General features: G+C 63.3%; 21 protein-coding genes. 12 read left to right on the top strand and 9 right to left on the bottom strand.

Features of this window, described 5'->3' with window-relative positions; genetic code table 11:
* Positions 1-32: 32 nt before the first annotated feature.
* The 3 genes from AC515T_RS16485 to AC515T_RS16475 all read left to right on the top strand — a co-directional run bounded on the left by AC515T_RS16485 (position 33) and on the right by AC515T_RS16475 (position 3636).
* Positions 33-1406: an oxygen-independent coproporphyrinogen III oxidase gene (locus AC515T_RS16485; RefSeq protein WP_496529183.1), complete on the top strand. Its 1374-nt coding sequence runs from the start codon at positions 33-35 to the stop codon at positions 1404-1406.
* Positions 1403-2791: an oxygen-independent coproporphyrinogen III oxidase gene (gene hemN, locus AC515T_RS16480; protein WP_496529182.1), complete on the top strand. Its 1389-nt coding sequence runs from the start codon at positions 1403-1405 to the stop codon at positions 2789-2791. The genes AC515T_RS16485 and hemN overlap by 4 nt, the downstream gene beginning before the upstream one ends.
* 245 nt (positions 2792-3036) lie before the next feature.
* On the top strand, positions 3037-3636 hold the full coding sequence (locus AC515T_RS16475; RefSeq protein WP_496529181.1) for a LysE family translocator: 600 nt from the start codon (positions 3037-3039) through the stop codon (positions 3634-3636).
* 50 nt (positions 3637-3686) lie between these two features.
* On the opposite strand, the gene AC515T_RS16470 is transcribed toward AC515T_RS16475, so the two are convergent.
* Entirely contained in the window at positions 3687-6338 is a 2652-nt protein-coding gene (locus tag AC515T_RS16470; protein WP_496529180.1) for an excinuclease ABC subunit UvrA, read from the bottom strand.
* A 194-nt stretch (positions 6339-6532) separates the two neighbouring features.
* Between AC515T_RS16470 and AC515T_RS16465 the strand changes: the two genes are divergently transcribed.
* The 3 genes from AC515T_RS16465 to nahK all read left to right on the top strand — a co-directional run bounded on the left by AC515T_RS16465 (position 6533) and on the right by nahK (position 12072).
* Entirely contained in the window at positions 6533-8011 is a 1479-nt protein-coding gene (locus AC515T_RS16465) for a hypothetical protein (protein ID WP_496529179.1), read from the top strand.
* 325 nt (positions 8012-8336) lie between these two features.
* Positions 8337-9500 (top strand): nitric oxide-sensing protein NosP, encoded by a 1164-nt coding sequence (gene nosP / locus AC515T_RS16460; RefSeq protein WP_496529178.1) that lies wholly within the window; start codon positions 8337-8339, stop codon positions 9498-9500.
* Positions 9430-12072, top strand: coding sequence for a hybrid sensor histidine kinase/response regulator NahK/ErcS' (nahK, locus tag AC515T_RS16455; protein ID WP_496529177.1), 2643 nt, complete (start codon positions 9430-9432; stop codon positions 12070-12072). The genes nosP and nahK overlap by 71 nt, the downstream gene beginning before the upstream one ends.
* A gap of 147 nt (positions 12073-12219) precedes the next feature.
* Here the strand turns inward: nahK and AC515T_RS16450 are convergent, their stop codons facing one another.
* From AC515T_RS16450 to AC515T_RS16425, 6 genes are all read right to left on the bottom strand, one after another.
* Entirely contained in the window at positions 12220-12885 is a 666-nt protein-coding gene (locus AC515T_RS16450; protein ID WP_053122521.1) for a response regulator transcription factor, read from the bottom strand.
* Positions 12886-12945: 60 nt separating this feature from the next.
* A complete protein-coding gene (locus AC515T_RS16445) occupies positions 12946-13479 on the bottom strand; it encodes a PQQ-dependent catabolism-associated CXXCW motif protein (protein WP_496529176.1) in 534 nt (177 codons plus the stop codon).
* A gap of 200 nt (positions 13480-13679) precedes the next feature.
* Complete coding sequence (locus AC515T_RS16440) at positions 13680-14471, bottom strand: ABC transporter permease (RefSeq protein WP_496529175.1); 792 nt, start codon at positions 14469-14471, stop codon at positions 13680-13682.
* Positions 14468-15199, bottom strand: a complete 732-nt coding sequence (locus AC515T_RS16435; protein WP_496529174.1) for an ABC transporter ATP-binding protein — start codon at positions 15197-15199, stop codon at positions 14468-14470. The genes AC515T_RS16440 and AC515T_RS16435 overlap by 4 nt, the downstream gene beginning before the upstream one ends.
* Positions 15196-16185 (bottom strand): YVTN family beta-propeller repeat protein, encoded by a 990-nt coding sequence (locus AC515T_RS16430; RefSeq protein ID WP_496529173.1) that lies wholly within the window; start codon positions 16183-16185, stop codon positions 15196-15198. Before AC515T_RS16430 ends, AC515T_RS16435 begins: the two co-directional genes overlap by 4 nt.
* Before the next feature lie 27 nt (positions 16186-16212).
* Positions 16213-17379 carry an ABC transporter substrate-binding protein gene (locus AC515T_RS16425; RefSeq protein ID WP_496529172.1) on the bottom strand — a complete coding sequence of 389 codons (1167 nt, stop codon included), beginning with the start codon at positions 17377-17379 and terminating at the stop codon, positions 16213-16215.
* A gap of 119 nt (positions 17380-17498) precedes the next feature.
* On the opposite strand from AC515T_RS16425, the gene AC515T_RS16420 reads away from it, so the two are divergent.
* From AC515T_RS16420 to AC515T_RS16410, 3 genes are all read left to right on the top strand, one after another.
* Positions 17499-17699, top strand: a complete 201-nt coding sequence (locus tag AC515T_RS16420; protein WP_496533208.1) for a hypothetical protein — start codon at positions 17499-17501, stop codon at positions 17697-17699.
* A gap of 90 nt (positions 17700-17789) precedes the next feature.
* Positions 17790-19043, top strand: a complete 1254-nt coding sequence (locus AC515T_RS16415) for a HAMP domain-containing sensor histidine kinase (protein WP_496529171.1) — start codon at positions 17790-17792, stop codon at positions 19041-19043.
* Entirely contained in the window at positions 19043-19681 is a 639-nt protein-coding gene (locus AC515T_RS16410) for a response regulator (protein WP_305467184.1), read from the top strand. The genes AC515T_RS16415 and AC515T_RS16410 overlap by 1 nt, the downstream gene beginning before the upstream one ends.
* 186 nt (positions 19682-19867) lie before the next feature.
* On the opposite strand, the gene AC515T_RS16405 is transcribed toward AC515T_RS16410, so the two are convergent.
* Together AC515T_RS16405 and exaA are read right to left on the bottom strand one after the other, a co-directional pair.
* A complete protein-coding gene (locus AC515T_RS16405) occupies positions 19868-20512 on the bottom strand; it encodes a pentapeptide repeat-containing protein (protein ID WP_496529170.1) in 645 nt (214 codons plus the stop codon).
* Positions 20513-20674: 162 nt separating this feature from the next.
* Positions 20675-22540 (bottom strand): quinoprotein ethanol dehydrogenase, encoded by a 1866-nt coding sequence (exaA, locus tag AC515T_RS16400; RefSeq protein ID WP_496529169.1) that lies wholly within the window; start codon positions 22538-22540, stop codon positions 20675-20677.
* A 253-nt stretch (positions 22541-22793) separates the two neighbouring features.
* Between exaA and pedF the strand changes: the two genes are divergently transcribed.
* The 3 genes from pedF to AC515T_RS16385 are packed head-to-tail and all read left to right on the top strand — an operon-like array spanning position 22794 to position 24902.
* The gene (gene pedF / locus AC515T_RS16395; RefSeq protein ID WP_496529168.1) at positions 22794-23255 is read left to right on the top strand and encodes a cytochrome c-550 PedF; all 462 of its coding nucleotides are present in this window, start codon (positions 22794-22796) and stop codon (positions 23253-23255) included.
* A gap of 5 nt (positions 23256-23260) precedes the next feature.
* Positions 23261-24136, top strand: coding sequence for a substrate-binding periplasmic protein (locus tag AC515T_RS16390; RefSeq protein WP_496529167.1), 876 nt, complete (start codon positions 23261-23263; stop codon positions 24134-24136).
* Positions 24137-24146: 10 nt separating this feature from the next.
* Complete coding sequence (locus tag AC515T_RS16385; RefSeq protein WP_496529166.1) at positions 24147-24902, top strand: quinoprotein dehydrogenase-associated SoxYZ-like carrier; 756 nt, start codon at positions 24147-24149, stop codon at positions 24900-24902.
* Positions 24903-24916 lie beyond the last annotated feature (14 nt).

Here is a 24916-nt window from a genome sequence, read left to right as displayed (position 1 = left end):
AACTGCCCCCGTACCGCCACTCGGAGATTGTCATGTTCGACCCGTTCCATACCCTCGGTGAACGCCCCTCGGGACGTGCCCCTGTGGTGGCTGATTTCGATTGTCCGGTCGGTACGCGTAGATTCCACGCTGGCATTGGGTCCCTCGACCTGCTGCGAGGCTTGCGCATCAGCCGCCAGAAACGGCGGCCCCTATCCGTGGCGGTGCACCTGCCTTCGCGTTTGCGGCTGGCGTCGTGTTCGCCTCTTGCCAGCGACTGCCGATGCAGCGAGATCGAGGGCTATCTGCAACGTCTGGCGTATGAAATGGGCTTGGTCGGTTGCCACCTGGGAGCAGGGCGGCGGGTCGAGCAGTTTTGCCTGACCGGCGGTACACCGGTGATCGCTCACTTGCAGAAACTGATGAGCGATCTGCGCAAGCGCTTCGACTTCAGCGAGTACGACGGCGCCGATCACAGCATCGAGGTGGACCTGCATCACACCGACTGGTCGACCATGGGCCTGATCCGCGACCAAGGCTTCACTCATGTCAGCATCGGCGTGCCCGACATTGGCGTCGACAGCGAGCTGTCGGTCGATTGCTACCAGAATCCGGCCCCGATCCATTCGCTGATCGATGCGGCGCGCACGTTTGGTTTTCGCTCCATCAACATCGATTTGGGCTACGGCCACGCCTGGCAGACGCCCAGCAGTTTTGCCCTGAAACTGGCGACGCTGATCGAACTGGAACCGGACCGCTTGCACATTTTCGACTATGCCCGCGCGCCTTATCGGTATCGCTCGAAGAGCGCCGGGCTGGCTGGCACCTTTTGCAGCCCGGCCGACAATGACGCCATGCGGCGCATCTGCTGCGAACAATTGATCGGTGCCGGTTATCACTACATCGGCCTGGGCCAGTTCGTCAGGGCGGACGATGACCTGGCGGTGGCCCAGGAACACGGACGCCTGCATCGCAATTGCCAGGGTTTTACCCGTCACGGTTGCTGTGATCACGTGGGCTTCGGTTTGTCGGCCATCACGCAGATCGAGCACCTGTACGTACAGAACACCGACGACCTGCTTCACTATTGCCGGCAGCTGGACGCCGGGCAGTTGCCGGTGTGCCGTGGCTGGCGCTGTGAGGCGCAGGACCAGATCAGAGCGAGCGTGACGGAACAGCTGTCCTGTGACCTGGAGCTGGATATTCCGACCATCGAGGCGCGTTTCGGCCTGGTGTTTCGCGAACACTTCGCGTCCGTCTGGCCGTTGCTGGAAGCGTTGCATGACCAGGGATTGATCGAACTGTCGAGCCGATTCATCGGCATCCTGCCCGCCGGGCGCTTGAACGTGGACGCGATCTGCAACCTGTTCGACCCGGTATCGGATGACGCCAGCCCACACGCTTTCGAAAAGTTGAACCCCTCATGAAGACTGCCTCCGGTTTCAATCGTGCCCTGGTGGAGAAATACGACCGCCCGGGACCGCGCTACACCTCCTATCCGACCGCCCCGCAGTTCCACCAGGCTTTCGCCATGGACGAATACCGCCAGGCCGCCCAGCGCAGTCACGCGGCTGCGCTGCCCAAGCCGTTGTCGGTGTACATCCACATCCCGTTCTGCCAGAGCCTCTGTTATTACTGTGCGTGCAACAAGATCATCACCCGCAAGCCCCATCGTGCCGCCGAATACCTGACCTACCTCAAGCGGGAAATAGCCCTGCAGGCGGCCTTGTTCGACCGCTCGCGCAAACTGACCCAGCTGCATTTGGGCGGAGGCACGCCGACTTACCTGACCCATGGGCAACTGGCGGACCTGATGGACTGCCTGCACCAGTCGTTCGACATGGACGACTGCGACGCCCATGAGTTTTCCATCGAGGTCGATCCGCGGACCATCGATGCGCAACAGATCCAAGGCCTGCGTCAGCTGGGGTTCAATCGCCTGAGTTTCGGCGTCCAGGATTTCGATGCCCAGGTGCAGGTTGCCGTCAACCGGGTGCAAAGCGAGGCCCAGGTCGTCGAGCTGGTGGAGGCCGCGCGCCAGGCGCGCTTCAAGTCCGTCAGCGTCGATCTGATCTATGGCCTGCCGTTGCAGACCATCGCCAGTTTCGATGTCACCTTGAGCAAGATCGTCGCCCTGCGTCCGGACCGGATCGCGGCCTACAGCTACGCCCACCTGCCGCAACGGGTACGGGCGCAGCGGATGATCCGTCCCGAAGACATGCCACCGCCCGAGCGCAAGCTGGAGCTGCTGGAACTGACCATCCATCGCCTGACCGAAGCCGGTTACGTCTACATCGGCATGGACCACTTCGCCCTGCCGGATGACGAACTGGTGCGTGCTCGCGCCCAGGGCACCCTGCAGCGCAATTTCCAGGGTTATTCCACCCACGCCGATTGCGACCTGATTGGCCTGGGGGTGTCGTCGATCGGCAAGGTGGGTGACAGCTACAACCAGAACGTCAAGGAGCTTTCCCAGTATTACGCCCGGCTGGATCAAGGCTTGTTGCCGGTGCAGCGCGGCTATCGGTTGAGCGACGACGATCGACTGCGGCGTGAGGTCATCAGCGAACTGATGTGCCATGGGCGCATCGACTTCGACCGGATCGACAGCGCCCACGGCATTCGATTTGGCGACTACTTCGCCGATGCCCTGGACCGGCTCCAGGAGCTGGTGCGCGACGGGTTGCTGGACATTCGCGACGACGCGCTGGTGCTGTTGCCCCAGGGCCAATTGATGATGCGCAACGTGGCCATGGCGTTCGACGCGTACCTGGGTGCGGACCAGACGGTTCAGTATTCGCGCACGGTCTGATGCCAACGGACACGGCGCATTGCTCTTGTGGCGAGGGAGCAAGCTCCCTCGCCACAGAGGTCGATTTCGTCCCGCCAGGACCATCCTGTATCCGGCATCTGGGAGATGGACGATGAATGTTTGACCACCATCGTCTTGCCGCCGCAGTGTAAAGTGCGCGTTGTAATCGGCGTTGGGGCTGCAACGGTAATGGATTGACCTGCCCCTGAACGTTCGCCGTGCGGGCTTCTGGTATGGAAAATTCTATGGATTATGTTGCGCTTTCGTTGTTGGCCGTATTGTTGGTTCCTGGGCCGACGAACTCATTGTTGTTACAGGTCGGTGTGAGTCGAGGGCTCAATGCGCGTTCGATGCGTTTCGTCACAGCCGAGTGGTTGGCGTACGTTATTCAGACGACGATGTGGGGGGTGTTCATTGATCTGCTCATTGCTGAACACTCGTGGGTGGTGATTGCCACCAAGATTTTTGCCGTGTGCTTTTTGTTTCATATTTCCTTCAAGCTTTGGCTCTCGGTCACAAATGAGGCGTCTGGTGCCGCTACGGGTATTACCGTTCCGGATCTGTTTGTGGCAACGTTGACCAATCCAAAAGGGTTGTTTTTTGTTTCCTTCGTTGCGCCGGCGGGTACGTTCTTGTCGCTGGATAACTGGCTGTCATTCATGTTGCTATTCTCAGCCATTGTTTTTCCGGTAGGGCTAGTGTGGATTGCGGCTGGCGCTTTTTGTGGCCGAAAATTTCACGCGATTGTATCTGGACGATTTTTGAATCGAGCCATCTCTTTGGTGATTGGATTGTTCGCTTGCAGCATGCTTTTCAATATCGCATCCCAGGTGCATTTCGCCTGAATATGGGCCGATATTGACGCCAGGGCGCCTGACAATTCGGAGCTGGACCTTCAACTTTCAAGCTGCAAAGCCCTTTTCAGGAACCCTGCCGTTCGACTCTCCCGGCATTTCGCCACAGTCTCCGGAGCCCCGCAAACCACCACGTTTCCGCCCTGGGTGCCAGCCCCCGGGCCGATATCGATGACCCAGTCACTCTGCGCCACCACCCGCATGTCATGTTCCACCACAACCACCGTATGACCTTCTTCCACCAGGCGATTCAACTGCACCAGCAAGCGATCCACGTCCTGGGGATGCAACCCGTTGGTCGGCTCGTCCAACACATACAAGGTTGCGCCACGAGCCTTGCGCTGCAGTTCTGTCGCCAGCTTGATCCGCTGGGCTTCGCCGCCGGACAGCTCCGTGGCCGGTTGGCCCAGGCGCAGGTAGCCCAGTCCGATATCCTGTAGCACTTGCAATGAGCGCCGGGCCGCCGCTTGCTCGGCAAACACCTCGAGTGCCTGGTTCACGGTCAGTTGCAACACCTGGGAAATGTCCAGGCCCTGCCAGCGAACTTCCAGGGTCTGCGGGTTGTAGCGCGCGCCGTGGCAGGTGGGGCAGGGGGCGTACACGCTGGGCATGAATAACAACTCCACGCTGACGAAACCTTCACCTTCGCAGGTCTCGCAGCGTCCCTTGGCGACGTTGAAGGAAAACCGTCCGGCATCGAACCCCAGCGCCTGTGCCTGCTCGGTCCCGGCGAACAGTTTGCGCACATGATCGAACAATCCGGTGTAGGTGGCGAGGTTGGAGCGCGGCGTGCGGCCGATGGGCTTCTGGTCCACCTGGACCAGCCGCTTGACCGCGTCGAGCCCTGCGGTAATGCGCCCAGCGCTGGTTTGCACGGGTTCGTCTTCCAGGCTTTGTTCGTCGGGTTCGGCGTTGGGGCTGGCCTGACCCAGGTGGGCGCCGACCAGATCCAGCAGGGCCTGGCTGACGAGGCTGGATTTGCCTGAGCCAGAAATGCCGGTCACGGCGGTGAAGCAGCCCAACGGGAAGGCTGCGCTCAGGTTGTCAAGGTTATTGCGGGTGATGCCTTCCAGGCGCAGCCAGTCCCTGGGCGCTCGCGGGCGGTGTGTCGCGGCGTGTTTTTCACCAAAAAGGTAGGCGCGGGTGCGTGATTCAGGCACTTGGCCCAGGCCTGCCGGCGGACCGCTGTAGAGGACTTTCCCGCCTTGTTCGCCGGCGTCCGGGCCTACGTCGATGAGCCAGTCGGCGCGGCGCATGGTATCGAGGTCATGCTCGACCACAAACACCGAGTTGCCCGCTGCCTTGAGGCGTTGCAGGGCGCCAAACAGCGCTTCGCTGTCAGCCGGGTGCAGGCCGGCGGAGGGTTCATCCAGCACGTAGATCACGCCGAACAACTGGGAGTTGAGTTGGGTCGCCAGGCGCAGGCGTTGCAGCTCGCCGGAGGACAGCGTCGGCGTGCTGCGCTCCAGGGCGAGGTAGCCGAGGCCCAGGTCGATCAGCGTGACGATCCGTTCCAGCAACTCGGCGGCGATGCGCTGGGCGGCCAGGCGTTTCTCCAGAGAGAGGTTGGGTGTGTGGCGTGCGTCGGGTCCGCCGGCGTGGGGCTTCTCGCCTCTGGCGGCACGTTGTTCGCGGGCCGCCCGGGTTTGCCGGTGGCTGAGGACTTCTCCCGTTTCTTCGGCCTGTGCAAGGTAGTCGGGGGCCAGGACCTGCTTGAGCACTTCGGCCAGTTCGAGCAGTGGCAGGTGCGACAGCTCGGCGATGTCCAGGCCGGCAAAGGTCACGGTCAGCGCCTGGCGCTTGAGGCGCTTGCCCTCGCACAGCGGGCAGGGGCTGGCGCGCATGTATTGCGCCACGCGTTTGCGCATCTGGGCGCTTTGGGAATGCATGAAGGTGTGCAGCAGGTAGCGCCGGGCGCCGCTGAACGTGCCCTGGTAACTGGGTTCGAGCTTGCGCTTGAGGGCGGCGCGGGTCTGGGCCGGCGTCAGTCCGGCGTAGACGGGAACGGTAGGGGTTTCTTCAGTGAAGAGAATCCAGTCCCTCTGCTTTTTCGGCAGGTCGCGCCAGGGGATGTCGACGTCATACCCCAGGGTCACCAGGATATCCCGCAGGTTCTGACCTTGCCAGGCCATGGGCCAGGCAGCCACGGCGCGTTCACGGATGGTCAGCGATGGGTCCGGCACCATGGACGCCTCGGTCACTTCATAGACCCGCCCCAGACCGTGGCATTCCTGACAGGCGCCCTGGGGCGTGTTGGGCGAGAAGTCCTCGGCGTAGAGCATGGGTTGGTCGGCCGGGTAGCTGCCGGCGCGGGAGTAGAGCATGCGAATCAGGCTCGACAGGGTGGTGACGCTGCCCACCGATGAGCGTGCGCTGGGGGTGCCGCGTTGTTGCTGCAAGGCGACTGCCGGCGGAAGACCCTCGATGCTGTCCACGTCCGGTACGCCCACCTGGTCGATCAGGCGTCGCGCATAAGGCGCGACGGATTCGAAGTAGCGCCGCTGGGCTTCGGCATAGAGCGTGGAGAAGGCCAGCGATGACTTGCCGGAGCCTGACACGCCGGTGAACACCACCAGGGCATCGCGAGGGATGTCCACGTCGACATTCTTGAGGTTGTGTTCGCGGGCGCCGCGCACCCGGACGAAACCGGTGGCTTGAGGCAATGAAGAGGCGGGGCCGGAGCTTGCGGGCATGGAGCGTTCCTTGTGGGCGTCTGCTTAACGCGTTGGGGCTTTCAGGTGAGGCAGCGTCAAGGGGAGAATGGAACCTGAGTCACAGCGTTGATAATTATGCGACCGGGTTCGTCCATTCTCGTGCGATAAAAATTTACTCTGGACAAAAGAGATGAGAAAAGCTTCGCAGTTTTTCCCTGGATACGGAGCTCCCCATGCCTCGTTCAAAACTGCTCCCTGGATTGTTTGTCGCTCTGCTGGCCGGCGCCGCGCTGTGGTACATGTGGATGCTCACCAGTGCCAAGCTGGAATGGGGCGGCGCCAGCCCCGATCAGCAGCAAGTGGGCACCGTGAAGGATACCCGCTTGCGGGCGATGACCCAGTATTGCACGGGCGTGACGGTGACACCGCAGGGGACTTGGCTGGTGGGGCGCCTGGAGGAAGAGGCCCTGGCGCTTGAGCCGTCCGCTGACGTCGTGGACCTGGATGCGCTGGTCTATGGCAAGCCCGCCAAGCCTGAAGAATCGGAGACGCCCGGGACCTTTGCCCAGTTGTTCTCCCGTGCCGAAACGGAAACCTCGTTCATTTCCCGCCTGGATGCCCAGGGGCGATTTCAGCTCGTGGCCCATGTCAGCGGCACCGCTTGTCTGGTGGCCAGCCCCGACGGGACCCGTGTGTTCCTGCTCACGGGCCTGCGTCGGCCTGAAACGGCCAATACCCAGGAGCCCGATCAGACCGTGGTCCTTCGCAGCGACGATCAAGGTCAACACTGGACCTGGTTGACCAAGGGTTGGTTTCCCGAGGCCGATGCCTTGGCCTGGAGCCTGGTTCCGTATTTCCACGGCGCGAATGAAGTCTGGGCCGTGGGCCAGCCTGGCGTGGCGGAAGAAGGCAACCAAGAAGAGCAGCCGAGTGCCGTTTCCACCGGTGTCTTTTACTCGGCTGATTGGGGGACGACCAGCTCGCCGATCATGGCGTCCGAGTCGCTGCTGGTGTCCGCCGAATACGCCCACGGCAAACGTCCTGACATCACTGACTGGGGCACGAGCGCAGGCGAGCACGGGGAAATCAAGAGCAATGTCCTGCAACTGGACGCACAGACGGCCTTCATCTGGGTGTCCCAACGCTTCTGGGGCAGCCATCCCGATGGCGTCAGCCACAATATCGCGGTCAACGTCACGACACGGGCCCGGTTGCAGGCCAAGGCAGGGCAGTGGCAGGTGGTGGATAGGCAGCGTGACGACAACCTGTTCGTGAGCAAGCTGCTACAGAACGATGCCGGGCGGGTGATGGGGCTGATTGACCAGGGGGAACGCGGGCAAGATGTTGTCGCCGAACTGGACACCGCCGCGCTGATCTGGACGACCCTGGGTAACCTGCCCAGTGTGTTTGCCCCCCTGGCATCGGACAGCCAGGTGCGCGGTAGCAATTTCTGGATGGGGCAAGACACCCTGCTGATCAACACCACCAGCCACCACCATCCACCGCGCTGGCTCTACGGGTGGTCGGACGCGAACATCTCCGCCAATGCCGTGTTCTATTCCAAGGATTGGGGCCGCTCCTGGCAGCGCCTCGCCATCGGCGGCTACCTGGGCATCCTCGGTTTTCAACCGGCGCAGGATCGGGTGTTCTGGGCCAACGGCAATTGGTACGACAGTAATGACGGCCGCCTCTATTCCTATGGTTTGCGCTGAACAGATAGCCCCTGACACACTGCTGAACTGCTTTTGTGGCGAGGGAGCTTGCTCCCGCTGGGCTGCGCAGCAGCCCTAAAGCCAGGCTCCGCGGTGTGTCAGGTTGCTCTAGTCAGCTTCATGGGGGGCGCTTCGCACCCCAGCGGGAGCAAGCTCCCTCGCCACACAGGTATTCCATATCAACGATGTGGAGGCGGGTGGCGCCGCTGTGCGCATCAACCTTCTCATCCCATGGAAGCGTCCACCCACTACCCAAGTAGCATTCGTCGGCCCGGCGCGGCTTCGTACACTCAGGGCTCCTATCACGCACCCGCCGGAGGCGACGATGCAGCAGGCCCAGAGCGAAGGTGTGGTGAGCGCCATGTCCCAGGCGAGCGATGTCCAGCAGGTGGCCCAGGCGCTGGCGCGGCAGTTGTTGCACCCGCACCTGGGGTTCGTGCTGTTTTTCTGTTCCGCCGAATACGACTTGCCAGCCCTGGGCCAGGCGTTGTCCCAGAGTTTTGGCGGGATTCGCCTGGTGGGCTGTACCAGTGCCGGTGAAATCACCACCCAGGGTTACGGCCGCAATTGCGTGACGGCGGTGGGGTTCGATCATCGGCACTTTTCCATTGCCGCCGAACTGATCGGCGAAATGGAACACTTCAGCCTGATCGACGCCCAGCAAATGGTCGAGCGCCTGGCGAGCGGCTGCCGCAGCAACGCCCTGGCGCCGATCAAGGGCCACAGTTTCGCCTTGACCCTGCTCGATGGCCTGTCCAGCCGCGAGGAAATGGTGTTGGCAGCCTTGAGCGCCGCCCTGGGGGACATCCCGCATTTCGGCGGTTCGGCCGGTGATGACAACTACCTGACCCACACCCACGTCTACTTCGAAGGCCAATTCCACAGTGGCGCGGCGGTGGTGGTGCTGATCAACACCTGGCTGGAATTCGAAGTCTTCACCACCCATCACATCCTGCCCAGGGAAGAGAAACTGGTGGTGACTGGCGCCGACAGTGCTTTGCGACGGGTCTATGAGCTCAACGCCGAGCCCGCTGCCGAAGAATACGCCCGGCACATCGGCGTGCCGGTGAGCGCCCTCGACTATCGAGTCTTCGCCGCCCATCCCCTGGCGGTGCGTATCAATGACCAGTACTACGTACGGGCGATCCAGCAGGTGCACCCGGACCTGAGCCTGAGTTTCTACTGTGCGGTGGAGAACGGTATCGTCCTGACCGCGATGACCCCCGGTCCCTTGCTGCACAACCTGCAAACGCTGTTCGACGGCTTGCAGGCGCGCCTCGGCGACTTGCTGCTGACCATCGGCTGCGATTGCTTCCTCAGGCGCCTGGAGTTGGAAGATCGCGGCGGCCTGGAGCAGATCGGCCAGTTTCTGCGCGAACAACGGGTGATGGGGTTCAACACCTATGGAGAACAGTTCAATGGCATGCACATCAACCAGACGTTCACCGGAGTTGCCATTGCCCGACATCGCGTCCCCGGCCATCGCTGAGCTGCAAGCCCAGCTCGCCAGCCTGCAGCACGAAAACCGCAAGTTGCGGCGCATCAACGAAGCGCTGATCGAGCGGGTGGAGTCCGGCGTGACGCGGGGCAACGACCCCTATGCGGCGTTCCAGCATTCGGTGGTGCTGGCCGAGCAGGTGCGCGAGCGCACCGATGCCCTGAACCAGGCCATGGCCGAACTCAAGGCAGGCAATCACTTGCTGGGCGAGGCGCGGTTGCGGGCGGAAACCGCCCACCGGCACCTGATCGACGCCATCGAAAGCATCTCCGACGCGTTTGTGCTGTTCGACGAGCAACAACGCATCGTCCTGTTCAACAGTCGCTTCAAGGCCTTCTGGGCCAACAGCCGGGTGCGGATCATCGCCGGGATGCGCCTTTCCGAAGTCAAGCGCTTGATGACCGCCAACGGGTTGTTCAGCGAAGAACCCCGCGGCCAGGCCGACGAGCACGTGTTGTATCGCTTGCAGAACGGGCGTTGGTTGCAAGTCAGCGAACGGCCGACTCAGGAAGGTGGACGGGTGATCCTGTTTACCGACATCACCGACGTCAAGCTCAGCGAAACCGTGCGCCGCGAGCAGGCCATCGCGCAGAAATCCCACCTGTTGCAGCGGGCGGTGGACAACCTGTCCCAAGGCGTGGCGATGGTCAACGCCCAAGGCGTGCTGGAGCTGTGGAACCGGCGCTTCCTTGAACTCAGCGGCCTGGCGCCAGTGGCGGCCCACCGGCCCTTCAACGAAGTGATCGCCGACAGCGAGCTGCAGCTACTGACCCCGGCCAGCCGTGACAGCAACGGCCGGCTGATCCACGAATGTGAGCAGCGCCTGTCCGATGGCCGGGTCCTGGAGATTCGCACGCATCCGTTGCCCACCGGCGGCTACGTCAACACCTTCACCGACATCACCGAGCGCTACCAGCACGCCGAGGCCCTGAGCGAAAGCGAGCGCTGGATCCGCCTGATCACCGATCATGTGCCGGCGCTGATCGCCTACCTCAACGCCGACCTGGTCTACGAATTCACCAATAAGGTCTACGAGCAGTGGTACTGCTGGCCCCGTGGCGTGATGCTCGGCCAGAGCCTGCGCGAAGCCCATAGCGAGCAGCATTACCAGCGCCTGGAGGCCTACGTGGCCCGGGCGTTGGCGGGTGAGAGCGTGACGTTCGAATTCGCCGAGACCAATATCAACAACCAGGAGCGCTACATGCTGCGCTCCTACGTGCCGAACCGTTTGGCCAATGGCGAAGTGGTCGGAATTTTCGTGCTGATCCGTGACATCACCGAACGCCGTCGCACCGCCGAGGCCTTGCACCAGGCTTACCAGAACCTGGAACAGCGGGTCCAGGAACGCACCGCCGAACTGACCACCCTCAACGACCAGTTGCTGCGCGAGATCGACGAGCGCAGCCGGGTGGAGTTGCGCCTGCGGGAGGCCAAGCGCGAGGCCGAGCAGGCCAACCTGTCGAAGACCAAATTCCTCGCAGCGGTCAGCCACGACCTGCTGCAACCGCTCAACGCCGCCCGACTGTTCACCAGTGCCTTGCTTGAGCGCCGCGAGCCGGTTGCCAACGCGCAACTGGTGCGCAACGTCAGCAATTCGCTGCAGGACGTGGAGAACCTGTTGGGCACCCTGGTGGACATCTCCAAGCTGGACGCCGGGGTGATCAAGGCCGATGTCGCGCCGTTCGGCCTCAGCGAGTTGCTGGACAACCTGGCCGCTGAATACGCCCAGATCGCCCGCAGCGAAGGGCTGGAGTTGCACTTTGTCGGCTGTTCGGTGCTGGTGCGCAGCGACATGCAATTGCTCGCGCGGATCCTGCGCAACCTGCTGAGCAATGCCATTCGCTACACCCCCAGCGGGCGAGTGGTACTGGGCTGCCGCCGACATCGCCAGCGGGTGTCGATCCAGGTCTGGGACAGCGGCATCGGCATTGCCGAGAACCGTCTTGAGGAGATATTCCAGGAATTCAAGCGCGGCGACGTCCAGCGTCCGAACCAGGACCGTGGGCTGGGCCTGGGCCTGGCGATTGTCGAGAAAATCGCCGGGATCCTCGGGCACCGGATCCAGGTGCGCTCATGGCCGGGCAAGGGCTCGATGTTCGCCATCGACGTGCCGCTGAGCGCCACCGCGCCCAAGCCGTTGCCGTGCCTGGACATGAGCGAGCCGATGGTCGAGCGCCTGCGCGGAGCACGGGTCTGGGTGCTGGATAACGATGCGGCGATCTGCGCCGGCATGCGCACCTTGCTGGAAGGCTGGGGTTGCCGGGTGGTGACCGCGCTGTCGGAACAGGACCTGGCCCGCCAGGTGGACAACTACCACACCGAGGCCGACCTGCTGATCGCCGATTATCACCTGGACCACGATCAGAACGGCGTGGACGCCGTGGCCCGGATCAATGCCCGCCGGGCCTCACCGATCCCGGCCATGATGATCACCGCCAACTACAGCAACGAACTCAAGCAGCAGATCCGCGAGCGCGGCCACACCCTGATGCACAAGCCGGTGCGGCCGATGAAGCTCAAGATTGCGATGAGTCATCTGTTGGGCCAACCCCAGAACCATTGAGCCGAACCGCTTTTTGTGGCGAGGGAGCTTGCTCCCGCTGGGCTGCGAAGCAGCCCCCAGGGTCTGTCTGGCATATCGAGTTGTCAGGGTTTAGGGCCGCTTCGCGCCCCAGCGGGAGCAAGCTCCCTCGCCACAGGGTTGTGCGCCTCAACGCCGCAAATAAGCCCCGAAATCAATGTCTCCGGCACTGAGGATCGCCTGCACCCGGTTGTGCACATTGAGCTTGCGCAGGATCGCCGAGACGTGAGCCTTGACCGTGGTTTCGGCGATGTCCAGGGTGTAGGCGATCTGCTTGTTCGACTCGCCCTTGGTCATGCGTTCGAGCACCAGCAGTTGCTTGCGAGTCAAGGCCTGGAGCAGTTCCGGCGGGAACGCCGGGGTTTCGTTCAGGCGGCGGCCCATCGGGCTTTTTTGCGTGCGGATGATGTCGGGTGGCAGGTACACGTTGCCGTTGAGGATCTGCTCGATGGCGTCGGTCATCTGCGAGCGCGGCGAGGATTTGGTGATGAACCCCACCGCGCCATAGGTGATGGCCTGCAATACCACTTGCTTGTCCTGCTCGGCGGAGACGATCACCACGGGGATGGTCGGTGCCTCGTTGCGCAGGTTGATCAGGCCATTGAGCCCGTGCATGCCGGGCATGTTCAGGTCCAGCAGGATCAGGTCCAGGTCGTCGTGCTCGGCAGTCAATGCCAGGGCACTGTCCAGGTCGGCGGTCTCCATGACCTCACTGCCCGGAAAACCGTCGCTGATGACGTTGTGGATGGCTTCGCGAAACAGTGGGTGATCGTCGGCTATCAGGATTTTATACATGGCCATTCACCTCGTTATTGTCGTGTGGGGCAGGGCAGTTGCGCGCATTTCTTAGCAAAATCAGGGGAAGGGTTCGGGCCGGGCCGCTTGCAGGGGCAGGTTGGCCGCCTCCCAGGCATCGAGGCCATCGCGATACCAGTACACTTGCTTATAGCCCATGGCAGCGGCGCGTTTTACCGCGTTCCAACTCAACCAGCAATCGGCGCGGCAATAAAAGACCAGCGGTCGATCCAGCCGTCCGCCGGTGGCCGTGCGCAGGTGATGGCTGAAGTAGTCCTGCCAGGTCGGGTCGAGATCGCCGTCACCGGTATTGGCCAGCCACAGGCTGCCGGGGAGGTTGGCATGGGGTTCGTTGTCGATGAAACGCCCCTGGACCCACGGACGCCGATAAACGTCGATCAGCAGCGGGGGTTGGGCTTGGCCGAGCAGGCGTTGCAGGGCCTGGGTGTCGAGGGTCTGGGCGCCGTCGATCGTGGCGGGCGTCGGGCTGCGGTATTGGGCGATGCGATAGCCTTGCGCCGAAAACAGCGCGGTCTCGGCCTGGGCGACATTCAGCGCCAGGCCCAGCAAGAGGATCGCCAGCAAACGGGGCATAGGATTTATCCTTTTTGTTATGCGCCCATTACATGCCAGGGTCGAGGTCTTGTGAATGCGACCATAGACAGGAAAACCGGTACTAAAGTAGTAATTTGAGCCATGGGCCCTGCGCTGAACCCTTGTGGATACCCATGTGGGAGCGAGCTTGCTCGCTCCCACAGGTCTCTACTCACAGGGATATTGGGATGGGGGCAGCCTCAACTGGCCTTGCGCAACGCCGCATGCTGCGGGTTGAACGTCCACACCGCCAACAACGCGAACACCAGGGTCAATCCCACGCACACCGCCATCGCCAGTAGGTTGAACTGCTCATACAGCGCAAAACGCACCAATTCCACGCCATGGGTGAACGGGCTGACCGCGCAGAGCCAGTACAGCCACGGGCTGGCTTCCTGCATTTTCCACAGCGGGTACAGCGCCGAGGACAGGAAGAACAGCGGGAAGATCACGAAATTCATCACCCCGGCGAAGTTCTCCAGTTGCCGGATGGCATTGGACAGCAACAGGCCCAGGGCGCTGAGCATCAAGGCCACCAGCAGCAGGACCGGGAAGGCCAGCAGCAGGCCCATGGCCGGTGGCTGGATGCCGTACAGCCAGGCGATGGCGAGAAAGGCATAGACCTGCAACAGCGAGATCAGCGACGTCGCCAGCAACTTGCTCGCCAGCAGGAACGCCCGGGGCAGGGGGCTGGTGAGCAGGACGCGCATGCTGCCCATTTCCCGGTCGTAGACCATCGACAGCGAGCCCTGCATGCCGTTGAACAACAGGATCATGCAGGCCAGACCCGGCACGATGTACACCTCGTAGGGGATGTAGGTGTCGTACGGCGCGATGATGGCGATGCCCAATGCCGCGCGAAAACCGGCGGCGAACACCAGCAGCCACAACAGTGGTCGGACCAGGGCGCTGAGCAGCCGGGTGCGTTGCAGCACGAAGCGCAGCCATTCGCGCACCACGATGCCGCTGAAACAGTGCCAATACGCGTTCATGGCCGGACTCCCGAGGCGGTCAAATGAGTGAAAGCCGAACCGAGGGTGCCACCGTGTTCCAGGCTCACCGCATCGGCCTGGCCGCTGGCGACCAGGCGGCCCTGGTGCACGATCAACAGGTCGTCGCTGGGTTGCACTTCGTCCAGCAGGTGGGTGGTCCAGAGCACACTGATGCCCTGTTCGCTGCACAGTTGCCGGATGTGCAGGCCGAGGGCGAGGCGGCTGGTCGGATCGAGGCCGACGCTGGGTTCGTCCAGCAGCAACAGGCGCGGTTCATGGAGCAGGGCGCGGGCGATTTCCACCCGACGCCGATGGCCGCCATTGAGGTCGCGCACCCGCTCGTGGCGGCGCTCGGTCAGGTGCTGGCGGGTCAGTTCGGCGTCGAGGCGGGCGCTGCCCTGGCGCCGGGAAAAACCGTGCAACGCCAGGTGGTAGCGCAGGTTCTGTTCGATGCTCAGGTCCAGGTCCAGGGTGCTTTGTTGGAACACTACGCCCAACTGGCGCAAGGCCGGTCGCGGTGACTTTCGCAGGCAATGGCCGCCGACGCGGATGTCGCCGCGCTGCAGGTCATACAGGCGCGTGAGCAGGGCAATCAGCGTCGACTTGCCGGCGCCGTTGGGTCCCAGCAGCGCGGCGAAACGCCCGGCGGGGAGGTTGAAACTCATCTGCTTGAGGGCTTCGCGCGCACCATAGGCAAAGCTCAGGTCACTGACTTCCAGGGCGTTCATGGCGTGACCACCACGCCCCACGGATAGCGCCCGACTTTCACCGACTTCAGCACTTTGCGGCTCTCGACATCGATCACCGAGACATCGCCGCTGACGCCATTGGTCGCCAGCAGTTGCTTCTGGTCCGGGGTAAACGCCAGTTGCCAGACCCGCCGGCCCACCAGCAGGTAATCCAGCACTTCGAAGGTCTTGGCGTCGATCACCGCCACATGGTTGGCCGGACCCAGGGCGACGAACGCCAGCTTGCCGTCAGCGCTGAGCTTGATGCCCACCGGCTGCACCTTGTCCGGGTGCACCCCCTTGATCTGGAACGTCAGGGTCTTGAGCACCTGGCGGGTGGCGACGTCGAGGATGGTCAGCGTCCCGCCGATCTCCGCCGAGGCCCAGAGCTGTGTACCGTCGCGATTGAACTCGACGAAGCGCGGCCGCTGGTCCACCAGGGTGTTGTCGGCCAAGGTCAGGGTGCTGGTGTCGATCCAGTGCAGCATGTTCGTGGTTTCACTGGTGTTGACCGCCCACTTGCCGTCGGGGCTGACGGCCATGCCTTCGGGCTCGACACCGACGCCGATCTGGCCCAGCACTTCGGAGGTTTGGGTGTCGATCACCGTGACCAGGGCGTCGTCTTCGTTGGACACATAGAGCCAGCGGTCGTTGGGGTGCAGGGCGAACTGTTCCGGGTCCTTGCCGGAGGGCAGTTCCTTGATGATCTTGCGGGTGGCGACGTCCATCACCTGGACTCGGTCCGAGTCGCTGGCGCAGATGTACAGCAGGCGATTGTCATGGGACAGCAACAGGCCGCGAGGGCGCTGGCCCACCGGCAGGGTCTCGATGACGTCCAGGCTTTGCATGTCGATCAGGCTGAGGCTGTTGTCTTTTTCGTTGGAGACCCAGGCGATGCTGGCGGCCGCGGGGCCGGCGGCGAGCAACGCAGCGCCCAGGGCGAGGGCTTTGCACAACTGGGCCGGTTGGAGCAGGGAGCGGCGCATGGCGGTTTTCCTTATTGTTGTTATCGATCAGGGGTAACGGCAGCTCACTTCGGGCTGGTCATAGCCCAAGCTGTCCATTTCATTGGAAGGGTGCAGGAAGCCGTCCTGGGGCGAGGTGCTTACCAGCGCCCGGGGTTGGACCAGGGGAATCGGTTGGCGCAGTTGGCCGTTCCACGACCGGTAGCTGAGCTTGCGGCCCTTGAAACCGTCCAGGGGCAATTGGTCGCCGAGGGCCAGTTGGCGGACGGCGAACGGGTCGTCCTGGCGCAATTTGCTCACGGCGGCGGCGATGCTGCGCACGGCGATCCAGGCGGCGAAGTCGCGGTCGTTCATCCAACGTCCGGCCAGGGCTTCGAAGCGTTTTTGCAATTGCGCCGCGCCGTAGGTCTCCACGGTCTTGTGCCAGCCGGTGGGCGTCAGCCCTTGGGTGCCGGCCACCGGACGTGGGTACCAGGTCTGGTAGGGCAGGTATTCGCCGAAGTCGCCGCGCTCGTCGGCCACCAGCACCACGTCGTACTCGGCTGTCTGGGTGAACAGTGGCATGTCGGCCTGGGCGCTGCGGCGCTGGTCGTTGTCGAACTGCCAGGCTTTCTCGGCGACGATCTTCATGCCGAAGCGTTTCACGGCTCGGCGCAATGCGGCGGCATAGGCCTGGTCCTCGGGTGTCTGGCCGACGATCAGCAGGGCCCGTTGCCATTTGCGCACCACGCTGAACTGCACCAGGGCATCGGCAAGCATGGCGCGGTCGGGCAGGCTGTGCAGCACGTTGCCCAGGCAGTCGGTGGTGCGCAGGCTGTCGTCGGGGCTGCCGGCGTTGAACAGCAGGCTGTCGGGCAGGGCGGCGCTGAGCTGGCGCAGGCTGGCGGCCGGTGCGTTGACCACGAACAGCCGCAGGCCCTGGTCGTGCTGGACACGGGCGGCCTGGAGCAAAGCTTCGGGACTGTCGACGCTGGCGCTTTCCAGGCGGTAGTCGTGCTTGAGAAAACGCCCGGTGCTGTTGCTGTCGACGATCGCCAACTCAGCGCCACGCAACCCGGCATCGGCCGGTTCGGCAATGACATTGGAGAGCAGCGGCCCCGGGTCGGGACGATAACCCAGGTAGCCGATGCGCACCTGCAGCGGCGTGGCATCGCCCGCATGAGCGGTTGCCGCTGCCAGCAGAAAAACCAGGGCGTAACTGACGAGCCGGCGCATGACATCCTCCATTGCGGGTAGCGCCAGCATAGGAAGGCGATGGCCCTGGGGAAATATGCAGAAAGTACCGCCGGGGCAGTACCAAGGTAGTAACTCGCCTTGGAGGCCAGGGTTTTAGGATGCAAGGCAACGTCATTGATCAGGAGCGGACAGACCATGCGGATTCTCAAGACCCTGCTGCTGCCGTTTTTGCTGATCCTGAGTTTGATCGGGGTGGATCGGTTGCCTGGCAAGTACAAATCCTGCAAACACCCACAACCCCCTGTGGGAGCGGGCTTGCCCGCGAAGGCGGCAGTACTGTCGATACCTATGCAAACTGACCCACCGCTTTCGCGAGCAAGCCCGCTCCCACAAGGGATCTGTGGCGTGCATATAGAGTGCGAGTTCATTCCGGCAATGGGCCACTAAACATGTCAGCCCTCTGGCGCATCAACCTCTGGGTGTCAGCCTTTTTCGCCCTGGTCACCCTGGCCTGTGCCGTCCTGTTGTTGCATCAGGCCACGGCCGATGTGAAACGAGAGCTGCAATCGGCCGAGTCGGTGGTGCATTACCTGCGTGAAACCGCCGAGCGCGACCCGGCCAGTCTCCAGCCGCGGCTGACCGGCAGCCTGCGTCATGTGCGGGTCCGTTGGCTGGCCCCTGGGGAACGGTTCCCGGCGGATGAAGACGGGATTAAGGCCTGGTTCGGCCGCCGTCTACTGGACGACGGCCCCGCAGCCCAGGTGGTGGATTTGCCTGACGGTCGACGGGCGTGGATTGCGGTCGATCCGCGGGACGAAATCGACGAGATTATCGATTCATTGGTGCAACTGTTGTACGTCTGCGCCTTGGCGTTGTCGCTCAGCTTGCTGGCGATCCGCTGGGCGGTCCGCCGGGGCATGCGTTTGCTCGATGAGTTGCTGCAGGCGCTGCGTCAGGTGTCTGCCGGGGACCTGCAGGTGCGCCTGGGCACTGAAGGTGTGCCGGAAGCGCAGCAACTGGCGGGGCATTTCAATCGCATGACCGCCGCCCTGGCCGAGGCCCAGGCCGATAACGCCCGGCTCACCCAGGCTTTGCTGGCCGTGCAGGAACAGGAGCGCACCCAACTGGCCCAGACCCTGCACGACGACCTGGGCCAATACGTGGCTGGTATTCGTGCTCGCGCCTGCCTGTTGCGGCTGGTGATGGATCAGCCGCTGGCGCTGGAGCAGACCGTCAGCCAGCTCGAAGACCATTGCGAGCATTTGCAACAGGGTTTCCGGGCGCTGGTGCATGACTTGTATCCGGTGGTGTTGCAGCACCTGCCGTTATGCGAGGCCATCGGGCTGTTGGCGGGGCAATGGCAGGCCAGCCAGGGCATCACCTGTCAGCTGCGGATCGACGAAGCCCTGCCGCCTATGTCCGGGCCGGACAAGACCCACCTGTATCGCTTATTGCAGGAAGCACTGACCAACGTTGCCCGGCATGCCGGCGCCACGCAGGTGCGGATTCGCCTGCAACATCGCGCCGGGCGCCTACGGTTGCTGGTGCGCGACAACGGTCGCGGTGCGACACAACCACCGCGCGCCGGTGTGGGCTTGCACTCGATGTCCGAACGGGCGCGCAGCCTGGGCGGTGAGTTGCGCATCATCAGCCAGCCTGGCGCCGGTTGGGCGCTGGCCTTGAATATTGCCTTGGAGGCGTGATGAACATTTTGTTGGTGGATGACCATGCGGTGGTTCGGCAGGGCTACGCCAGCCTGTTGCGGGTGCTGATGCCGGACTTGCAGGTCCGCGAAGCGGCCAGCGGTGAAGAGGCATTGAGCCAGGTGCAGGAACAGGTGCCTCACCTGGTGATCATGGACTTCGGCCTGCCCGGTATCAGCGGCCTGGAAACCACCCGCCGGTTGCGCCAGCGCCTGCCGCAATTGCGGGTGTTGTTCTTCAGCATGCACGACGAACTGCCGCTGGTGCGCCAGGCATTGGACGCCGGCGCCGCGGGCTACCTGACCAAGAATTCGGCGCCCCAGGTGTTGGTGGAAGCGGTACGCCGGGTGCTGGCCGGCCATGCCTATATCGAACAGTCCCTGGCCACGCAACTGGCCTGCGCCAGCTCCCGGCAGGCTGTCGACCCGCGCCTGCAATGCATGACCCAACGGGAGCTGGAGATCTTCGTCATGCTCGCCAAGGGCACCCCGGCCCGTACCATCGCCGAACAGTTGTGCATCAGCGCCAAGACCGTGTCCAACCACCTGACGCTGCTCAAGAGCAAGTTGCGGGTCAGCTCCCATGCCGAGCTGGTGCATTTGGGGATCGATATGGGGGTGGTGCGGGTGGCCGGTTGAAACCCCTCATGCCCAGGCGATGACGATCCACTGTGGCGAGGGAGCTTGCTCCCGCTGGGGTGCGAAGCGCCCCCAAAAACCGGCACCTCGGTGTATCAGGTTCATTGAGTTGACCCTATTGAGGACTGCTTCGCAGTCCAGCGGGAGCAAGCTCCCTCGCCACAGGGTTTATGTGCTCCAGAGCCTTCACTGATCCCAGGAAGTAGGGCACCCCGTACACCCCTGCATATTCGCATCCTGGAAATTCCCATAATGCTGGCGAGAGCCGCTCAAGTTGGCCTGTTCCAGGTTGCTTTCGCCGAGCTTGGCTTCCTGCAGGTTGGCGTCGCGCAGGTCGGCGCCCTTGAGGTCGGCCTTGCTCAGCCAGGCCATTTCCAGGTCCGCCGCCTGCAGATTGGCCTCGTGCAGGCGGGCGCCGGACAGGCGAGCGAATTGCAGGTAGGCCGCTGTCAGGTCGGCACGCTGGAGTTGCGCGCCCTGGGCGAACAGGCCCCAACCCTGGATCGCCTTGAGCGTGGCGCCGCTGAAGTCCGCCAGGCGCAGATTGCTTTGTTGCAGGCTGGCGCGGGTCAGGTTGGCCCCCTGTAGCTGGGCTTTCTCAAGGTTGGCCAGGTCCAGCCGCGCGTGCCGCAGGTCGGCATCGCGCAGGTCGGCACCGCTGAGGTTCATTTTGCGCAGGTCCTGGTTCGCCAGTTTTGCGCCACGCAGATTGGCGCCGGGGCATTGGCTGGATTCGGCGATGAGGCAGCCGTTGATGGTCAGAGGTGTTTCGGTGTCGTCAGCGTTGGCATGGGTAATGGTCAGCAGGAGTACAACAGGCAAATATTTCATGGCTGGGAACTCGGTAACTGTGGGAGCGAGCCTGCTCGCGAACGCGGTGGTTCAGCCTGCATTGATATTGACTGACACTGCGCTATCGCGAGCAGGCTCGCTCCCACAGGGGATTGTGGTGTGGCTCCGCCCGGTGGTGAGTTGGAGCCCAGGTTGGAGCAGTTACTTCTGCGCCGTGGCCTTATCCCAACTCGGAATCTTGAACACCCAGAACGAGCCACCCTGGGCCACGGGCTTGGTCAGTTCGGCCATGTCGCCGCCCCACAACGGCACGGCGCCGCCGTAGCCGACGGTCACACCGATGTACTGCTCGCCGTCCTGTTCCCAGGTGATGGGCGGGGAGACGATGCCGCTGCCGGTCTGGAACTTCCACAGCTCCTGGCCGGTTTTCGCATCGAAGGCCTTGAAGAAACCGTCGCCGGTGCCGGTGAACACCAGGTTGCCCTTGGTCGCCAGCACGCCGGCCCACAGCGGCAGCGGTTCCTTGTGCTCCCACACCACTTTGCCGGTGGTGGGGTTCATCGCCCGCAGGCTGCCAACGTGATCGTCGTACATGCGCTTGATGCGGAAACCCATGCCCAGGTAGGCCGAGCCTTTCTTGTAGTTCACTTCTTCGGTCCAGTACTCCTCTTTCCACTGGTTGCCGGGGACGTAGAACAGGCCGGTGTCCTGGCTGTAGGCCATGGGGTTCCAGTTCTTGCCACCAAGGAAGGGCGGCGAGACTTCCACCGGCTTGCCCTTGGTCTCACCGGGCAATGGCTTGGCCGGACGCTGACCGGGGTTTTCCACGGGGCGGCCGGTCTTCAGGTCGATGTGGCTGGCCCAGGTGATGTTGTCGACGAAAGGGAAGGCGTTCTGCAGCTTGCCGTTGTTGCGGTCCACCACATAGAAGAAACCGTTGCGGTCGGCGTGGGCGGTGGCCTTGACCACCTTGCCGTTCTTGTCCTTGTAGTCGAACAGCACCAGCTCGTTGTTGCCGGAGAAGTCCCAGGCGTCGTTGGGCGTGTGTTGGTAGAACCACTTCACCTCGCCAGTGCTCGGGTCGACACCGACCTGGCCCGAGGTGTAGAGGCTGTCGTAATCATGAGGGTTGCCGTCCTTGGCCGTGCGCGCCCAGGTGTTCCATGGGCCGGGGTTGCCCGCGCCGACGATGATGGTATTGGTCTCGGGATCGAAACTGGCGCTCTGCCAAGGTGCGCCGCCGCCGTGGCTCCAGGCCTCGACCTTGCCGGTCTCGGTGGTCTTGTCGTCGGGCCAGGAGGGCGCCTTGACGTCGCCGGTCGGCGTGCTGTCCTTGCCGTTGAGGCGGCCCATGTGGCCTTCGACGAACGGACGCATCCAGACTTCTTCGCCGGTGTCCGGGTCGCGGGCGAACAGTTGCCCGACCACGCCGAACTCGTCGCCGGAACTGCCGTGGATCAGCAGCACCTTGCCACTGGTCTTGTCCTTGATCAGCACTGGGGCGCCGGTCATGGTGTAGCCGCCGGCGTGGTCGCCGAACTTCTTGTTCCACACCACCTTGCCGGTGTTTTTATCCAGGGCGACCACCCGCGCGTCCAGGGTGCCGAAGTAGATCTTGTCGCCATAGATGGCGGCACCGCGGTTGACCACGTCGCAGCATGGACGAATGTTGTCCGGCAGCCGATGGTTGTAGGTCCACAGGCGCTTGCCGGTCCTGGCGTCGAGGGCGAACACCCGCGAGTACGAGCCGGTGACATACACCACGCCGTCGCTGACGATGGCCTGGGATTCCTGGCCGCGCTGCTTCTCGTCGCCGAATGAGTAGGACCAGGCCGGGGTCAGCTTGAACACGTTCTTGTCGTTGACCTGGGCCAGTGGGCTCCAGCGCTGGGCATTGGTGCCCATGCCGTATTGCAGCACGTCCTGGGGGGTCAGGTGGTCGTTGGCAATGTCTTCCCAACTGACCCCTGGCGCTGCGGCATTGGCCAAGGGGCTGCGCGACAGACTGCCGGCCAGCAGCAAGGCAACGGTCAGGGCGGAGAGGGCGGGTAGCGTTTTTATTCTCATGGTGGCAGTTCCCAGTGAAAGGTTTTGGCCTGACTAGGTTGGGTCGCGCCGGGGCCCGCCGATACGGAAAAAGTCCCGCCTTTGCCGGGAAGACTTCCCGAACCGCCTGTCTTTGCGACTTGCGTCGGATGGCCTGCTACCAAGGAACTAGACCCCGGCCACCAAAGCAGCATTCGGCTGGCGCCACAGGGTTCCTAAGATGACGGCACGGCCTCTGCCAAGAGGTCTTGCGTGCAATCCAGAGGGCATAACAATGACAACAAAACGCAACGCCATCATCGCGACCGCATTACTGATGGGGCTGACCGGCGCAGGCTCCGCGTGGGCCCATGGCAACGTAGTGCCCCAAGCAGTGGAAACCAAGGGCTTGACCCCGATCAAGGACACCAACTTGCCGCTGGACGCCGATGGGTGGGCGGCCCAGAACCCGTATCGCAACGCCCCCGAGCGTGACAAAGCCGTGGAAATCGGTGCCTCGGCCTACAACCAGAACTGCGCGGCGTGCCATGGCCTGGAGGCCAAGTCCGGCGGGATCGCCCCGGACCTGCGCATGCTCGACGCCGCCGAAGCCGGCGATGAGTGGTTTGTCGAGCGCGTGCGCCACGGTGCGGTGCGCGACGGCCGGGTCTACATGCCGAAAATGGCCGACTACCTGAGTCAGGAAGCCTTGTGGGCGGTGCGCACCTATCTCGACAGCGTGCACGTCGAGGAGTGATCGCCATGCGCCTGTTCGCGTGGGTGATGTGCAGCGTGCTGCTGTGTGGCCAGGCGGTGCAGGCACAGGTGCGCAGCTACGATCAGATGATCGCCGCCGGAGAATTGAAGGTGGCGGTCTACAAGGATTTCGCCCCCTACAGTTTTGAAGACCAGGGCCAGCCCCGGGGTGTCGATGTTGAATTGGCCCAGGCCTTGGCCAAGGCCATGGGCGTGCGTCTGAAACTGATGTGGGCACCGCCCGGCGAGAAGCTCGATGACGATCTGCGCGACTACATCTGGCGCAGCAGCCCGCTGCACGACCGACAACTGGCCGACTTGATGATGCGTGTGCCGTACGATCACGACTACGTGCAAAAGCGCAACGATATCGGTGAACTGGAAAACGCCCAGGTGGTGATGTTCGGGCCTTATCAGCAGGAGTGCTGGCAGGTGGCGTATGACCGTCGTCGACTGGATTCGGTGGGCAGCGTCGCGGTGTTCCAGCAACACCCCATTGGCGTGGAGGTCGACAGCGTGCCGTCGTTCTACCTGACCTCGGTGTTAAACGGCATGCTCAGTGCCAGGACCCGCCATTACCCCAGCGTCGCCAAAGCCTTCGGGGCCATGCAGGCCGGGGAGGTGGACGCTGTCATGGCCATGCGTGGGGAAGTCGACTGGCAAGTGCATGAGGCGGCCGATCCGCAACTGTCGCTGGCGGAGAATGCCTACCCGAACATGGGCAAGCAACGCTGGGAGATCGGCATGGCGGTGCATGAAAACAACCGTCAGTTGGCCTATGCGGTGGAAGAGGCGCTGGAAGGCTTGATCCGCGATGGCAGCCTCAAGGCGATGTATGCCCACTATGGCCTGCGCTACGAAGTACCGCAAATGTACCAATAGGAGCGCAGGGATGAACTGGCGAGCGTTTGGCCTGCTGTTGGGGTGCCTGCCGTGGCTGGCGATGGCGGTCGAGCCAGGAAAGGATCCGGTGCCGTCGGTGATGTGGGCCTTTTATCACAAGCAATTGCTGGGGGACGCGCCGTTCGTGTTCGACGATCGGGTGCGGCTGCTGGCGCCACCCTTTGCCGAAGATGCGCGCCAGGTGCCATTGGAAATCGATGCCCGGGCCTTTGCTGGCGATGTCGTACGGGTGCTGGCCTGGGCCGAGCTGAACCCGTTGCCGAAAATCGTCGACTTCCAACCGGGGGAACGGGTGTTGCCCTGGCTGTCGATCCGCATTCGCATCGAGCAAGCCACGCCGTTGCGCGCCGCCGTGCAGACCCGCGATGGCCTGTGGCACGTCGGTTCGACCCTGATCGATGCGGCGGGTGGTGGCTGTACCGCGCCCAGCGTGGTGCGCACCCAGCCGGGTTGGGAGGAGCATCTGGGCGAAGTGCTGGGCGGTCGTTATCCGCGAGGGGACTCGAGTCGCTTGCGCCTGCAAATTGCCCACCCCATGGACAACGGCCTGGTCAGCGGCATCCCGGAGTTCTTCATCAACCAGGCGCAACTGTTGGACGCCGACGGCAAGCCGCTGGCGCACCTGGCGCTGTTCCCGGCGGTCAGTGAAAACCCCAACCTGGGTTTCGACATCTTAGGCCCGGGGCAGACCCGCCTGGTGCTGCGCGACAACAGCGGCAACGCGTTCGAAGCGGCCATTCCCTGACCAGAAGGAGCGCG

This window comes from Pseudomonas sp. FSO-7 (assembly GCF_059579345.1).
Note: the sequence above shows the minus strand (reverse complement) of the source record. Positions and strands in the feature narration are given on the sequence as shown.

Coding starts and splice junctions, on each gene's coding strand:
- AC515T_RS16485 (WP_496529183.1), top strand. CDS start 33: ATGTTCGACCCGTTCCATACCCTCGGTGAACGCCCCTCGGGACGTGCC.
- hemN (WP_496529182.1), top strand. CDS start 1,403: ATGAAGACTGCCTCCGGTTTCAATCGTGCCCTGGTGGAGAAATACGAC.
- AC515T_RS16475 (WP_496529181.1), top strand. CDS start 3,037: ATGGATTATGTTGCGCTTTCGTTGTTGGCCGTATTGTTGGTTCCTGGG.
- AC515T_RS16470 (WP_496529180.1), bottom strand. CDS start 6,338: ATGCCCGCAAGCTCCGGCCCCGCCTCTTCATTGCCTCAAGCCACCGGT.
- AC515T_RS16465 (WP_496529179.1), top strand. CDS start 6,533: ATGCCTCGTTCAAAACTGCTCCCTGGATTGTTTGTCGCTCTGCTGGCC.
- nosP (WP_496529178.1), top strand. CDS start 8,337: ATGCAGCAGGCCCAGAGCGAAGGTGTGGTGAGCGCCATGTCCCAGGCG.
- nahK (WP_496529177.1), top strand. CDS start 9,430: ATGGCATGCACATCAACCAGACGTTCACCGGAGTTGCCATTGCCCGAC.
- AC515T_RS16450 (WP_053122521.1), bottom strand. CDS start 12,885: ATGTATAAAATCCTGATAGCCGACGATCACCCACTGTTTCGCGAAGCC.
- AC515T_RS16445 (WP_496529176.1), bottom strand. CDS start 13,479: ATGCCCCGTTTGCTGGCGATCCTCTTGCTGGGCCTGGCGCTGAATGTC.
- AC515T_RS16440 (WP_496529175.1), bottom strand. CDS start 14,471: ATGAACGCGTATTGGCACTGTTTCAGCGGCATCGTGGTGCGCGAATGG.
- AC515T_RS16435 (WP_496529174.1), bottom strand. CDS start 15,199: ATGAACGCCCTGGAAGTCAGTGACCTGAGCTTTGCCTATGGTGCGCGC.
- AC515T_RS16430 (WP_496529173.1), bottom strand. CDS start 16,185: ATGCGCCGCTCCCTGCTCCAACCGGCCCAGTTGTGCAAAGCCCTCGCC.
- AC515T_RS16425 (WP_496529172.1), bottom strand. CDS start 17,379: ATGCGCCGGCTCGTCAGTTACGCCCTGGTTTTTCTGCTGGCAGCGGCA.
- AC515T_RS16420 (WP_496533208.1), top strand. CDS start 17,499: ATGCAAGGCAACGTCATTGATCAGGAGCGGACAGACCATGCGGATTCT.
- AC515T_RS16415 (WP_496529171.1), top strand. CDS start 17,790: ATGTCAGCCCTCTGGCGCATCAACCTCTGGGTGTCAGCCTTTTTCGCC.
- AC515T_RS16410 (WP_305467184.1), top strand. CDS start 19,043: ATGAACATTTTGTTGGTGGATGACCATGCGGTGGTTCGGCAGGGCTAC.
- AC515T_RS16405 (WP_496529170.1), bottom strand. CDS start 20,512: ATGAAATATTTGCCTGTTGTACTCCTGCTGACCATTACCCATGCCAAC.
- exaA (WP_496529169.1), bottom strand. CDS start 22,540: ATGAGAATAAAAACGCTACCCGCCCTCTCCGCCCTGACCGTTGCCTTG.
- pedF (WP_496529168.1), top strand. CDS start 22,794: ATGACAACAAAACGCAACGCCATCATCGCGACCGCATTACTGATGGGG.
- AC515T_RS16390 (WP_496529167.1), top strand. CDS start 23,261: ATGCGCCTGTTCGCGTGGGTGATGTGCAGCGTGCTGCTGTGTGGCCAG.
- AC515T_RS16385 (WP_496529166.1), top strand. CDS start 24,147: ATGAACTGGCGAGCGTTTGGCCTGCTGTTGGGGTGCCTGCCGTGGCTG.